This window comes from Blautia liquoris, from assembly GCF_015159595.1.
GTDB classification, from domain to species: Bacteria; Bacillota; Clostridia; order Lachnospirales; family Lachnospiraceae; genus Novisyntrophococcus; species Novisyntrophococcus liquoris.
Window position 1 is genome coordinate 3,240,452 of record NZ_CP063304.1, and the last position, 14,020, is coordinate 3,254,471.

The 14,020-nt window shown below is 38.4% G+C and carries 12 protein-coding genes; 4 read left to right on the forward strand and 8 right to left on the reverse strand.

Annotated elements, in window-relative coordinates; translation table 11 throughout:
- Positions 1-133: 133 nt before the first annotated feature.
- The 7 genes from INP51_RS14705 to INP51_RS14735 all read right to left on the reverse strand — a co-directional run bounded on the left by INP51_RS14705 (position 134) and on the right by INP51_RS14735 (position 7,623).
- A complete protein-coding gene (locus INP51_RS14705; RefSeq protein ID WP_193735526.1) occupies positions 134-1,015 on the reverse strand; it encodes a carbohydrate ABC transporter permease in 882 nt (293 codons plus the stop codon).
- A gap of 3 nt (positions 1,016-1,018) precedes the next feature.
- Positions 1,019-1,921, reverse strand: coding sequence for a carbohydrate ABC transporter permease (locus INP51_RS14710; protein ID WP_193735527.1), 903 nt, complete (start codon positions 1,919-1,921; stop codon positions 1,019-1,021).
- Positions 1,922-1,929: 8 nt separating this feature from the next.
- Entirely contained in the window at positions 1,930-3,249 is a 1,320-nt protein-coding gene (locus INP51_RS14715; protein WP_193735528.1) for an ABC transporter substrate-binding protein, read from the reverse strand.
- A gap of 148 nt (positions 3,250-3,397) precedes the next feature.
- A complete protein-coding gene (locus INP51_RS14720) occupies positions 3,398-4,855 on the reverse strand; it encodes a response regulator transcription factor (protein ID WP_193735529.1) in 1,458 nt (485 codons plus the stop codon).
- Between the two features lie 32 nt (positions 4,856-4,887).
- Entirely contained in the window at positions 4,888-5,742 is an 855-nt protein-coding gene (locus tag INP51_RS14725; protein ID WP_193735530.1) for a sensor histidine kinase, read from the reverse strand.
- Between the two features lie 33 nt (positions 5,743-5,775).
- A complete protein-coding gene (locus INP51_RS14730; protein ID WP_193735531.1) occupies positions 5,776-6,648 on the reverse strand; it encodes a cache domain-containing protein in 873 nt (290 codons plus the stop codon).
- 69 nt (positions 6,649-6,717) lie between these two features.
- Entirely contained in the window at positions 6,718-7,623 is a 906-nt protein-coding gene (locus INP51_RS14735) for a LysR family transcriptional regulator (protein ID WP_230406821.1), read from the reverse strand.
- 133 nt (positions 7,624-7,756) lie between these two features.
- On the opposite strand from INP51_RS14735, the gene INP51_RS14740 reads away from it, so the two are divergent.
- From INP51_RS14740 to INP51_RS14750, 3 genes are all read left to right on the forward strand, one after another.
- Positions 7,757-8,509 (forward strand): AzlC family ABC transporter permease, encoded by a 753-nt coding sequence (locus INP51_RS14740; RefSeq protein WP_408610555.1) that lies wholly within the window; start codon positions 7,757-7,759, stop codon positions 8,507-8,509.
- Positions 8,499-8,807, forward strand: a complete 309-nt coding sequence (locus tag INP51_RS14745) for an AzlD domain-containing protein (RefSeq protein ID WP_193735532.1) — start codon at positions 8,499-8,501, stop codon at positions 8,805-8,807. Before INP51_RS14740 ends, INP51_RS14745 begins: the two co-directional genes overlap by 11 nt.
- Positions 8,808-9,077: 270 nt before the next feature.
- The gene (locus tag INP51_RS14750; protein ID WP_193735533.1) at positions 9,078-10,127 is read left to right on the forward strand and encodes an NAD(P)-dependent alcohol dehydrogenase; all 1,050 of its coding nucleotides are present in this window, start codon (positions 9,078-9,080) and stop codon (positions 10,125-10,127) included.
- A 141-nt stretch (positions 10,128-10,268) separates the two neighbouring features.
- On the opposite strand, the gene INP51_RS14755 is transcribed toward INP51_RS14750, so the two are convergent.
- Positions 10,269-11,306, reverse strand: coding sequence for a YdcF family protein (locus tag INP51_RS14755; RefSeq protein WP_193735534.1), 1,038 nt, complete (start codon positions 11,304-11,306; stop codon positions 10,269-10,271).
- Between the two features lie 150 nt (positions 11,307-11,456).
- Here INP51_RS14755 and INP51_RS14760 point away from each other — a divergent pair, with 150 nt between their 5' ends.
- The gene (locus INP51_RS14760; protein WP_193735535.1) at positions 11,457-13,949 is read left to right on the forward strand and encodes an FAD-dependent oxidoreductase; all 2,493 of its coding nucleotides are present in this window, start codon (positions 11,457-11,459) and stop codon (positions 13,947-13,949) included.
- Positions 13,950-14,020: the final 71 nt, after the last annotated feature.

A 14,020-nucleotide genomic window follows, 5' to 3' on the forward strand; every position in this document is an offset into this window, starting at 1 on the left:
GTTATTGTAACATAGATGAAATATCAATTCCATTAATAAAAAGCACCCACTTTGCTTCCTAAACTTTTTTAGTTGCAAAATGGGTTCTTAGAATTAACTTTTCATGTAAATACTTTGAGTTATCTTAGTTCTTTCAACCTTTAATTCCCCCAGCCTGTATTCCATCCATAAATTGTTTACTTCCAAGGAAGAATAAAATAATAGAAGGTAATAATCCAATTATACTCATCGCAATAATTTGGTTCCAAGGTGTAACACCCCCTGATGTATCCATAGCCATCTTAAGTGCAATAGAAATTGGATATTTCTCGACACTTGAAATATAAATTAATGGTGTCAAAAAATCATTGATTGACCATAAAAACTGAAATAGGGTCACATTTACTAAAGCTGGTTTCAGTATGGGCAACAATATCTTGATAAGTACCTGAAAAGAATTGCACCCATCTATAATTGCTGCCTCATCGTATTCTCGTGGGATCCCACGCATAAATTGTACCATCATAAACACAAAAAACGGTTCCTGAGCAAATATTGTATTTGCAATTAATGGAACATAAGTATCCAACAGGTCTAAATTTTTCCATAAAATATACATTGGAATTCTTGTTACTACAGCTGGTAAAAACAGAGTTGCAATAACAAAGCCAAAGAGTACATTCTTATATGGAAACTCAAAACGGGCAAATCCATATGCCGTCAGACTGCATGAAATCAAAGTAAAAATCACTTTCGGAATAACAATCTTAAAACTATTTATAAAGTAAGTCCCAAAGGTAAACTCTGTTCCAGTCTTCCATCCATTTACATAAGCATCAAACTTAAAATGTTTTGGCCAAAATCCTATTGAAGAAAATATCTCTGCATTCGATTTAAATGATGCTCCAAGTAACCAAATAATAGGGTATAACATTAAAAATGCAATTACTGTTAAAAGAACATATCGGAAAAATGTACTCCATCTAATTTTCTTTTTGTGGTGCACCGAAGTTGATTGAATCGCTTGTGTCTGCATTGTCTACTCCCCTTCATCTGCGTAATAAACCCATTTATTTGATGATTTGAACAGAATTGTTGTTAAAACCATTATAATGATAAATAACACCCAGCTCATTGCACTGGCATATCCCATCTTATAAAATTTAAATGAATTCTCATAAATCATCAGGCTTGCCAAATATGTTGACTTTAATGGTCCCCCTTGAGTAATTAAGTAAGGTGCATTAAATTCTTGCATCCCATTAACTAACTGCATAACAAGATTAAAAAATATTGTTGGTGTAATAAGAGGAACTGTAATCTTAAAGAATATGGTCCATTTCTTGGCGCCATCAACTTGCGCTGCCTCATAAAGTTCTGTTGGTATTTCTTTTAGAGCAGCCAAGAAGATAACCATACATGAACCAAATTGCCAGACCTTCAGTATTGCAATACAAAGCATAGCTGCTGTCGGGTTTGATAACCAACCAACTGATTTCAAACCTATCGTTTCCAGTATCTGATTAACCAATCCATTCCCTGAAAATAAAAAACGCCAAAGAATAGAAACTGCAACATTTCCTCCTAAAATAGAGGGAATGTAATAAGCCGTTCTATATAGATTAATTCCTTTTAATTTAAAATTTAATATGAATGCAATAAACAAAGCAAATACAAGCTGTGCAGGAACAGTTAAAACTACATATTTTAAAGTTGCAATCAGTGATTTTGTGAATTCTTTATTCCCAGTGAATAATTTTATATAATTATCAATTCCAATAAATTTAGGCTTTGATATCAAATCATAATTGGTAAAACTTAACACCAACGAACTTATAAATGGGTATAAAGTAAAAATGCAAAATCCAATCAGCCAGGGTGCTATATAAATTAATCCAGTATATTTTCTTTTCCCCTTAACCTTTTTTTGCTCTTTCTTCATATGATCTCCTACTTATTATTAATTGTTTTAATGGTTTCCTTTATTCCCGAGATCGTTTGTTCAGCAGCTTTTTCAGAGTCAATCTCTCCCAGTGTAAAAGCTTCTGTCGCGTCTTGGTAAACCTCTGATATCTGTGCTCTTTCAAAGAAAGGACTCTCAGTTATTCCATCAGTATTTTTGACATAATCAAACAAATCCTCCGAAACTCCATCAATCTTCCCATCATCCTTAAGGATTTTAAAACCATTTTCATTAGATGGAACTCCACGAGTAGTACCTAAGGCTTTGATGCCATCTGGATCATTTATTAAAAAGTTTAACAGCTTAGCGGTCTCTTTTGGATGTTTAGTATCTTTAGAGATTGACCATAGCATAGATGGTTTCTTTATAATACCTGATGTTTTTGCCCCTTCTATTGTCGGAAATTTCGCGACCACTAGTTCCTGATTTGTCTCTTCTAATACAGATTCCAGACTTGACACCTGTGCCGGCCATGTCATACATCCTGCGATTTTACCCTCAATAAATTCTTTAACTGTACTCAGATCAGATTTCCCTGCAATTTCCAAAACCTCTTTTCCGGTCGGAACAATTTTTTTATCTATCAAGGATTGATACCAGTCAAAACCATCTTGCAGATCATCTTTACTTACTTGAATTTTTCCATCATCCGATAAGAATGCTTTTCCAGTCTTTTGAGATAAATATATATTTATCATCATAAACTCAACTTGAGGCGCTATTAATGGGTAATAGCCCTCATCAAATTTATTAGCAGCCTCAACAAACCCATCCCAATCTGTAGGGATTTCAGCACCAAATTTGTCATATGTAGTTTTATTTAAAACTATAACGGAACCATTATCGCTACACGATATACCATTCAATTTTTCGTTTATTTCTCCTGGTTCCAGAGTTTCCTTGCTGTATCCCGAAAAATCGATGATGCTTTTTAATTTATTCAGATCGTAAAAACCATTTCCATCTGGTGAAAACGCTTGATACCAGTCATAATTAATCTGCATTAAATCGGGATTAGTTCCTCCAGCAATCTGTGTTGTCATCTTTTCCTGAAAACCATCCCAACCAGCATACTCTGCCTTAACCTTAATATCCGGATTCTTTTCCTCAAATTTCTTAATAGCAGCTAAGGTTGCCTTATGCCTGTCATCATTCCCCCACCATGACATTCTTATCGTTGTCTTATTGTCCTTATTGCCGTCACCGTTATCCTTGTTTGCTCCAGAATTTGAACCACAGCCGCTCAGCAACATTCCCATTGCCAGCGCTACACATCCAGCCCTAAAAAGTGTATTTTTCTTATTCATCTTTTTCTCCTCCATTTATTTTAGTTAACTATATTCTAAACTAGTCACCTGACTTATAATAGATAAAAAAAGGTGTGAATTCCTTAAAAAACAGAGGTTCTGGTTTATTTCCAGAGCCTCTGCAGAGATAAAAACTATAGACCAAACATTAATTATTCTTTTTGTTCATTTTTAACCTTTTCCCATATTGAGAAGGTGTCAAGCCATATACCTTTTTAAATTGGGTACCAAAGTAATCAGGATTGTTTTCGAACCCCACTAGGCTAGCCACCTCAGAGACTCGTCTTTCATCCCTTATAAATTCTTCTGCTTTTTTCATTCTTATTTCCAACAATTTACTAGTAAACTTCTGAGAGGTTTCCTTTTGATAAACCTTTCCCATATATTCTGGATTGAGATACAGTAAGTTCTGAGATATCCATTTCAGGGATAATTCACTTATATTATAATACCTTTCAATAATTAAATTTAAGTTCTCGGATATTTTTCCATCAGCAAGCTCACCCACCTTATATTGACCCAACACCTGTATAACTTTATCCAGTACATCCTTTAATTTTTCACTATTACTCACCGTCAGAATCTCTTTAACTATTCCCGCTTGAATTGCTTCCTCACCGAAATTTTTCATCCATTCTCTGCAAAATTTTTCGGTTAGTTCCAAAAGTCTTTGTGGTGGTACCTTCCTTTCTCTACAAACCTTCAAGATTTTCCCAAACTGATCTCTCGCCTCAGAAAAATCATTTTTTTCCAATAACTTTGTAACCTTACGGAAGGGTAATTCTAATTGAAAATTCTGTAACTCTTTCTCTTCACCGACCTTTCCAGCCTCTATAACACAAGATTCATCAGTATAAAAACCATATGCAAACATACTTCGACCCTGCTTAAAAATTTCTTCTACTGTCAGTTCTCTACCTGAATCACAATAATAGATCACAATTCTTTCCCGCGAATGCCTTTTTGCAATTTTCTTAAGTCCAGGTAAAATCGAAATCGTATTATCTACATAATAGATCATTGTTCCCTTGATATTGCTAAATCCATATTCTCTGTCATATAATATCGTTTCTAAATCTCCATGTATACATTCATAATATCTTTCCTCATACATCAACATCTGAAAAGATGCCGTAAGAATATTATTTTCTTCATTTTTGATATTCTGATTTAGAATCTGCCGTTTTATAACCTCTTTCAAGCGGAGAAAACGTTCCTGTGCCTGACTGTCCCTTTCTCCCATACATTCTGATATGCTCTCCTTTAATTCTGATGGCGAGCATGGTTTTAATAAAAAATGTCGTACTCCATATCGCATAGCTTCTTTGGCATACTCAAGGCTACCATACCCTGTCAGAATAATAAAAAGTGAACGTGAATTAGCCTCCTTCATTTTTTCGATCATTTCCAGCCCCGATAATTCTGGCATACTAATATCTGTGATAACAATATCAATCGAATTTTCCTTCAAGTATTTTAATGCTTCAATACTCGAATAGAACACTCCATCCATATCAACCGCTAATCCGCTCTGTTCAACTAACATACTAACCCCGTCAGCACTAATCTCCTCATCGTCAATTACAATCATCTTATACCTTCTCATTGGTTCCTCCATGATTATCGCTCTACAGGCAATCACTGATTGTCCTGTGGAATACAAATTATAACTGTCGTATGTTTATCTGGTATTGATTCAACTTCAAGTTTCGCTTTTCCACTATATAACAGGTCCAATCGTTTTCGAATGTTTTTAAGTCCCAAACCTATTGATTTGTTCTCCCGCTTTTGATTTTCTATATCCTTTTTAAATCCAGGACCGTTATCACATACTTTGATGACTAATTTCAAACAGTCGAAATATACATTCAACTTTATCTCCATGGGTCGATTTACCTTCTCTACCCCATATTTCACGGAATTTTCGATTAATGGCTGAATAATAAGCCGTGGAATTTTACATACCTTTGTCTCTTCCTGAACATCGGATGTATAGGTCAAACGGGTCTTAAATCTTAATTTCTGAATTTTTATATATGCCTGTATGACACCAAGCTCCTCCTCAACACTTACAAATCGGCTATTGTTATCTAATTTATTTCGTAGTAAAAATGCCAGGGAAGTTATCACCCCCGACAATTCCGAGTCACCATTTTTTAATGCCATAAAATTCATTGAATTTAATGTATTATATAAAAAATGTGGATTTAACTGAGCCTGTAAGAATCGATATTCTATTTCCTGATTCAACAGCTTTGCTCTGTAATCATTAATAATTAATTCCTCAATCTGATTGATCAAATTATTAAAACTCTGATATAAGATCCCCACTTCATCATTACGCCTCATAGCCACTTGAGGAATCTGTAGATTCTTAAGTTTGTCGTAGTCTTTTCTCTCCTTGAACTGACTCATCAGCCTTGCCAATTCATTGATCGGTGAAATCAGACGCTCAAGCGACTTATTTAGTAATTTACTTCCCAGGGTCAACACTGCAAGAATAATAAGAAGAAAAATCTGCGTGATCTAAACTACCTTTTTGATCATTTGTTTATTAAGCAGAAAATAATAACATTTAAATTCCCTTGAATTTGATTCCATATTACTTTCAAGCACATAATAATAATGATTATTAACATTATGAAATGAATATGATTTCTTCTGTCCCTTCCAATTAATATTTTCTATAAAATTCACATATGAACGATAACCAGACAGATTTGTTGAAAAATATTGTCCATCCATCTCCAGTACAAAAAAATCTGCATCCGTAAAAACACCCGAGTTGTCTAGTATCTCCTGGATAAAAGATATGTTCACCTTTATAATCGCAGTACCGATATTCTTCATCTGGTTATCTCTTGTATTATATATACTGTGCACATAAATTGCTTCGTTTAAGTCCCTGTCAAACATCCAGACACCATGTCTGGGTTTTGCTTTTACCAAAGCAGCAATCTCTTCTAGCGACATGTTCTGAAAAAAATCACTTTTATCATATATAGTACCTACCATGTATTCATCTCTTTGATTAAGGATAATAAGACTTTCAAAATATTTTTGATCGGCTGACAGCCAATTCAATTCCCTGCGCATACTTGTAAGATTCAAATTTTCTGATTTTTGATTTGAATATGTCAGATTATCTTGTATATTTTTGTTTTGATGAATTTCTGTAATTACCCCTTCCACACTCTTAAATTTTTCTTCTATATTCGACGTCATCATAAACAGTTTTTCCTGATTTCGCTCATATATCTCTTTTGAGATCATCTCAACACAAATTATCCCAATTGATAACACCAATAATGTCACAGCAGTCAGAACCATATCTATAAGAAATTTTAGTTTCTTATAATAAGATGCATTTTCATAGTAATTCAGTATCTTCTTTCTCATATATGTAATCCTCCTTGAAAACAATGGTATTTGTGTGAAGACATTGCCGATCCTCTGTCCCCCTTTTCTCTAGCTGATCAGCCCGCATACGATTTCCGGCGTTCTTTTGATTACAAATTCAGCAAATTTTCTGGCAGCCAAAGACATTGTATCCCAGTTCTTCCATGTGAGGGCAACGGTGCGTTTCGGCGTTTGATCCAGACGTCTTATCACCAGTCCATCTTCAAACCCGGCGATAACCAGATGATATAAGATAGAAATTCCCAACCCCTGTCTGACCATAGCTAATATGGAGTAGTCATCATATACCTTATATTCAATATTTGGTGCAAGTCCCTGTTTTTGGAAGGCCTCCAGGGATACACTGCACTCTCCCTCATCAAGAAGAATAAAGGGAAACTTAGTCAATTGCTTTAAGGAAACACTATCCTGGCTGCTAAGAGGATGATTTTCAGGCAAAACCAGAACCATCTCATCTTCATATAAGGGTCTTGTAACTAATCCATCGCTCATTGTTTCACTGGTAAATCCAAAGTCCACGCTGTCATCTCTGATCCACTGGCTGATACTCGTATACTCTCCCTGCTGTAATACAAAATGAACACTGGGGTATCCTTCCTTGAACTGCTGCATCAGCTGTGGCAGGACATTTCGACTGATGCTGGTAAATGTGCCAATCCGTATGATGCTGTCTTCAAGACCATTCATTTCCCTTTGTTTCTTTCCAAGCAAATTTTCCGAATGATAGATTCTCTGTATAGATGGATAATAGCTTTCCCCATCTCTTGTCAGTGTGATTCCTGTTTTGTCTCGAATTACAAGGTGTGTTCCAAGCTCCTGTTCCAGAGCTTTTACCATCTGACTTACCGCACTTTGCGAATATCCGAGTTCTTCTGCTGCTTTTGTAAAACTTTTATTTTCAATTACCTTACAAAAAACGTGGTATCGTGAGAGCATTTCAATTTTCCCTTTCATAAGATTATCTAATGATATTATTATAATTATTCGTTTTACAAATAGCAATATCCGACTTAAAATTAAACAAAATACATATTTGGAGGGGATGATTGGAGATATGAACGATGAGATTCAGAAGAATGCATTCAAAATGTCAGATAGAAGTGACCGTACTTTCTCATCGAATATTATAGCATTAAAAAAAGGAATGAATGCCGGTATTCCGATAGCAGTGGGTTACTTTGCAGTATCCTTTACTTTAGGAATTGCAGCTCGAAACGCAGGGCTTAATGCCTTCCAGGGGTTTTTGGCCAGTCTTTTGAATAACGCATCAGCCGGAGAATATGCGGGATTCGCACTGATCGCAGCAGATGCCACATACTTGGAGGTTTTACTTGTAACACTGATCACAAATGCCCGATATCTGTTAATGAGTTTTGCTCTGAGCCAGAAGCTATCTCCTAATACGCCGATTCATCACCGCCTGCTGCTTGGATATGCCGTCACAGACGAGATTTTCGGGATTTCTGTTTCTCGTCCAGGCTATCTGAACCCATACTATACTTTCGGTGCAATACTCATCGCCATCCCCTGCTGGGCAGTCGGCACAATTATCGGCGTTGTAGCTGGAAATGTACTTCCTCTTCGTGCAGTAAGTGCACTGAGTGTTGCGTTATATGGAATGTTCTTAGCAGTAATCATTCCGCCGGGACGGAAAGATAAGATTTTGACTGTATTGGTCATCGTAAGCTTTGTTCTAAGTTTTATATCCGAAAAGCTGCCGCCGCTGGCCCATATGTCGGCAGGTACTCGTACCATTTTCCTGACAGTGATCCTATCGGGGCTTGCGGCGATCTTGTTCCCGGTTTCCAAGAAAGAGGTGGATGTGACAGATGAATCATAACGTGTATATTTACTTATTTATCATGGCAGGTGTTACTTACGCAATCCGAGTCCTGCCCCTCACCTTAGTGAGAAAACAAATCCAGAATCAATATGTCAGTTCTTTTCTCTACTATGTTCCTTATGTCACTTTGGCAGTGATGACCTTTCCTGCTATTTTATCCGCAGCGCAGACGCCTCTATCGGGTTTTCTGGCTTTGCTCGTTGGGATCTTTTTTGCATGGCGTGGAGCCAACCTCTTTAAAGTCAGCATCTTCTGCTGTATGACCGTATTTCTTGTGGAAATGCTTCTTTGCTGATTATACACTGCTGCCTGTTTTGTACTGCAGCAATATATCCTTTTTTATAATACACCCTAATTGGGTTCCTTTCTCATGTTTGTTCGGGTCCCAAGGTCATGCTTTTTCATGCGAGCATGAAACGCAGGACCTTTTGACCCTGGTATCATTCAAATTGTACTTGCAAAAAAACAATTTATTCATAGATTGGATTTGCTTATTTGGCTGCAATATCTTATAATAAACATAACGATAATTTTTTAACAATCATGTTAAGGAGGTAACAAAGATATGAAGGGTTATGGAATGTTATCCATCGATCATGCAGGGTGGATTGAAAAAGAAAGACCGGCTTGTGGTCCTCTTGATGCTGTTGTAGAGCCTATTGTTCTGGCTCCCTGTTCATCGGATACACATGTTCTTCACGGCGGAAATGGCCCAAAAAAGGATCTGATTCTGGGACATGAGGCCGTCGGCAGAGTTGTCGAGACTGGTAATCTCGTAAGCAAATTTAAAGCAGGGGATGTTGTAGTGGTACCATGCTGTACTCCCAATTGGCTCTCGTGGAACACACAAGGCGAATATAATCCTCACGATGAAGGACTTATGGCCAGTTTTAAATTTCTGGGGTCCAAAGACGGAACATTTGCAGAATATTTTCACGTCAATCAGGCAGATGCCAATCTGGTACTTCTCCCGGAGAATGTGTCTCCCGAAGCTGCCGTGATGACAGTCGACATGATGTCAACCGGATTTCACGGTGTTGAGAATGCGAATGTTGAATTCGGTGATACCGTTGTTGTCATCGGTATCGGTCCTGTCGGATTGATGAGTGTCGCAGGAACAAAACTTCACGGTGCCGGCAGAATTATCGCTGTCGGAACCCGTCCAAACTGTGTAGAAGTTGCCAAAGAATATGGTGCAACCGATATTATCAGCTACAAGGACGGAGACATCGTAAAACAGGTGCTGGAAATGACAAAGGAAGGTGCTGACTCTGTCATCATCGCAGGGGGAAATGCAGAGACATTCCGTCAGGCTATCGACATGACAAAACCCGGCGGCTATATCTCCAATGTCAATTTCTTCGATATCTCCGATACACTTGCAATGCCGGCTCTGTCCTGGGGACTTGGAATGGCAGACAAGACCATCCGCGGTGGCTTTTGCCCGGGCGGTGCACTGCGTATTCACAAAATGCTGGAAATGATTTCAAATGGTCGTGTTGATACCACAAAGCTGATCACCCATACATTCAACGGTTTCGATAAAATCGAAGATGCATTCAAACTGATGGACGAAAAACCAAAAGATCTGATAAAACCAATCATTGTTATCTGATTGCTTAAAGTTTCTGAAAAACAAAATCACCGGATGACCGGTGATTTTGTTTTTTCTTTCGCAGAAACTCTTCCTATTTATCTATCCTAATGGAAGTTTTTATCCTAATTGATGTTAAAAACCTCATATAAAGCATCCACATTATTTTATCAGCGCACGTGAACTTATTATTATTACCAGTAAGAAAATTACGCAGATAATGTGTGTTCTTTTATTCATAACCAATATAGCAGCAAACTCTCTCAGCAAGGCATTATACCAAAAATAGAATTTTGTTTTTGCACCGATCCCCTGTGCCCTCAGATGGACTTTTTTAGCATACATTCCGGCTCGAAACACATGATAATTAGTAGTAGAAAATAAGATATGAGTGTGGGACATATCTTTTTCTTTGCTTTCTATCAGTTCCTTTGAAAACAGCATATTCTGATATGTATTGACAGATTTGTCTTCAATTAATATATGGTGCTCAGGTATTCCCTGATCTATTGCATATTCCCTCATAGCATGGCTTTCCGGGAGTGCTTCATTAGGTCCTTGCCCTCCGGACATGATAATAATCGGAGAAACCCCTTTGTTTTTTAGCTGTTTTCTATAAACTTTAATTGCTCTGTCGATACGTCCTGCCAGCAGTGGTGAAACTTTATCGCCGTGGATTAAGCCTGCACCCAGAACAATAATATAGTCCTGCCTGCGTATTGGATAATAGATCCGATAGACAAAAGATGCAAGCAAGAAATTGGAAAACATAAATACTAAATAAAACAACACTGTGTTTAGTACCAGCATAATCGCAGAAAACGTCTTATTCATACTTGTGTTTTGAAATGAAAGTGTATTCAAAAGCAACCAGCCGATGATACCAATTCCCAAAAACAGGCTCAGCAGATTTGACAGACTCCTTCCCTCTCTCTTCAGCAATACATATGCACTTCCAAAAGACATAAGTAATATAGTAAATGTCCCGCTTAAAAGGACAATAGTTATGAGTACAGCAATTGCCGTTGCAAGATGCAGTAAAAATCTGCTTCCCGTTGTATCTGCTAATCTTATAAAACATAATCCACTAAGCAGCATCAGAACAAAAAACAAAAAACCATTGATCAGATTTCCTTTATCCTTTTTTAATCGTATTAAAAAAAACAGTAAATAAAGAACTGTAACTAGATAAAACCGCATATGAATTACCTCCTTATCTTATTCTTTATGATGATGATATCACAATACCGCAGATCTTATCAAGTAAATCCCTCTGTGTGTGACTGAATCACTGAACTTTTTTCTCTTTTTCTGTAAATTTATTTTATAAATCAAATGGAGGGTTTGGTAATGTCAAAAACAGTGATCATCGGTGGCGTGGCCGGAGGGGCAACTGCTGCTGCAAGATTAAGAAGAAAAGATGAATCTATGGAAATTGTCATGTTTGAAAGAGGAGATTATATTTCATATGCCAATTGTGGTCTCCCCTATTACATCGGAGATGTCATTCAAAGCCGTGATGCGCTGCTTTTGCAGACACCTTCCACCATGAAAGCAAAGTTCAACATAGATGTTCGTACTTCCTGTGAAGTGCAAAGTATTAACAAGGATAAACAGACCCTGAGGGTCCATAACCTGAAAACCAAAGAGGAATACGAAGAATCTTATGACACATTGATCATAGCCACTGGTTCTTCGCCCCTGAAACCACCGATTCCGGGAATTCACAGCAGTCATATCTATACTTTGTGGACAGTTCCTGACACTGATGCCATCAAAGAAGTGATTCAAAAAGAAGTTCCGAAAAGCGCTGCCGTGATCGGCGGGGGTTTTATTGGACTTGAAATGGCTGAAAATCTTAAAAAGGCTGGAATTGATGTGACCATCATAGAGATGATGGATCAGGTCATGGCACCGGTAGATTATGAGATGGCACAGCTTCTCCATGAAAACATCAGAGCAAATCAGGTGGAACTGATTTTAAAAGACGGTGTGGAATCTTTCCAGGAAGTCAACGATCAAACCGTGATACATCTAAAGAGCGGCAAGATCGTCACCACAGATATGGTGCTTCTTTCCATCGGAGTAAGACCTAACAGCTCTCTCGCCAAAGAAGCCGGCCTAAAGGTAAATGCCAGAGGCGGGATTGTGGTGGATGAATTTTTGCAGACTTCAGATGAACACATCTACGCTGTCGGTGATGTCATAGAGGTTACCCACTATATTTCAGACAGCAAAACAATGATTCCGCTGGCGGGGCCTGCCAATAAACAAGCACGTATCTGTGCAGACAATATAACCGGGGCGCGTGTTGCCTATAAAGGTTCGATGGGAACCTCTGCTGCACAGATCTTCGACTTGACTGCCGCTGCGGTGGGATTGAATGAAAAATCACTAAAGGCCTCCGGAAAGCAAAAGGGCAAAGATTATGAAACCATACTGATCAATCAAAAATCCCATGCCGGTTACTATCCCGGAGCCACACCAATCACCTTGAAGCTGATATTTGGCAAAGATGGCAGCATCTATGGTGCACAGATCATCGGCCAGGACGGGGTAGATAAGAGAATCGATACCATAGCCGTCACAATGCGAATGAAAGGTACCATAAGCGATCTGGCAGAATTGGAACTGGCCTATGCACCCCCTTATTCCTCAGCAAAAGATCCTGTAAATATGCTCGGCTTCGTCGCACAGAATGTTTTGGAGGGACTCGTGTCATTTATCGAACCTCTGGAATTGGATTCTTTGATGGCAGATCAGAGCCAGAAAGGTACATACACAATCCTGGACGTGACCGAGGATGTGGAGCGAATGGTATTTTCCATTCCCGGATCGGTCCATATTCCTCTCGGAAAGCTGCGCAGCCGTCTGGGAGAACTGGATAAAAATCAGCTCATCGTCCCCTACTGTTCCATCGGGATACGTTCCTATAATGCAGCCCGTATACTGATGCAGCATGGATTCACCCAGGTAAAAGTGCTTGCGGCCGGAACATCCTTTTATAAATCGATGCATGATGATGACAATTCCGGGACCGGGAAGGAATTACAAAAACAAAATAGTTCCGAGGATATTTCTTCGTGTGACTGTAAAGAAATCAAGATCATAGACTGCTGTGGCCTGCAGTGTCCCGGTCCGATTATGAAAGTACATGAAGAACTCTCTGCATTAAAACCGGGACAGATCCTGCAGGTTTCCGCGACCGATATGGGATTCGCAAAGGATATTGATGCCTGGTGCAGACGAACCGGAAATATACTTCTTAAAACAGAACGAAAAGAACGCGAGAACATTGTCACCATAAAGAAGGGATCTGATCGCTGCGAATGCGATGCATCTCAGGCAGAAGCTAAGGTTGCGCCTATTTCTCCTCAGGGAAAAACTTTAATCGTATTCAGTGGAGATTTAGACAAAGTTCTTGCTTCCTTCATTATTGCCAACGGCGCGGCCGCTATGGGACGTCCTGTCACGATGTTTTTTACTTTCTGGGGATTGAATGCACTTCGAAAGGAAACAAAACAACATGTTTCGAAAACATTTGTTGAAAAAATGTTTGGAACCATGATGCCAAGAGGTGCAGGAAAACTAAAACTTTCCAAAATGAACATGGGCGGTATGGGAACCAAAATGATGAGAAAAGTCATGAAAGATAAAAATGTGAGTTCCCTCGAAGAACTGATGAAAAAAGCTATGGATAATGGCATAAAACTAGTGGCCTGTACCATGTCCATGGACGTAATGGGCATAAAAAAAGAAGAGCTCATCGACGGCATAGAGTTCGCGGGTGTAACATCCTATCTCGGAAACGCAGAAGAGGCAAATGTAAATCTTTTTGTATAATCGGTTCAGATAAAGCAGAGCAATTCAAAGCAGACGGACATTACCGCCTGCTTTGTTTATTCGTTCTTCTT

Excerpts from the sequence above, each read along its gene's own strand:
- INP51_RS14705 (WP_193735526.1), bottom strand. The coding sequence starts at position 1,015 with ATGCAGACACAAGCGATTCAATCAACTTCGGTGCACCACAAAAAGAAA.
- INP51_RS14710 (WP_193735527.1), bottom strand. The coding sequence starts at position 1,921 with ATGAAGAAAGAGCAAAAAAAGGTTAAGGGGAAAAGAAAATATACTGGA.
- INP51_RS14715 (WP_193735528.1), bottom strand. The coding sequence starts at position 3,249 with ATGAATAAGAAAAATACACTTTTTAGGGCTGGATGTGTAGCGCTGGCA.
- INP51_RS14720 (WP_193735529.1), bottom strand. The coding sequence starts at position 4,855 with ATGAGAAGGTATAAGATGATTGTAATTGACGATGAGGAGATTAGTGCT.
- INP51_RS14730 (WP_193735531.1), bottom strand. The coding sequence starts at position 6,648 with ATGAGAAAGAAGATACTGAATTACTATGAAAATGCATCTTATTATAAG.
- INP51_RS14735 (WP_230406821.1), bottom strand. The coding sequence starts at position 7,623 with ATGAAAGGGAAAATTGAAATGCTCTCACGATACCACGTTTTTTGTAAG.
- INP51_RS14740 (WP_408610555.1), top strand. The coding sequence starts at position 7,757 with ATGTCAGATAGAAGTGACCGTACTTTCTCATCGAATATTATAGCATTA.
- INP51_RS14745 (WP_193735532.1), top strand. The coding sequence starts at position 8,499 with ATGAATCATAACGTGTATATTTACTTATTTATCATGGCAGGTGTTACT.
- INP51_RS14750 (WP_193735533.1), top strand. The coding sequence starts at position 9,078 with ATGAAGGGTTATGGAATGTTATCCATCGATCATGCAGGGTGGATTGAA.
- INP51_RS14755 (WP_193735534.1), bottom strand. The coding sequence starts at position 11,306 with ATGCGGTTTTATCTAGTTACAGTTCTTTATTTACTGTTTTTTTTAATA.
- INP51_RS14760 (WP_193735535.1), top strand. The coding sequence starts at position 11,457 with ATGTCAAAAACAGTGATCATCGGTGGCGTGGCCGGAGGGGCAACTGCT.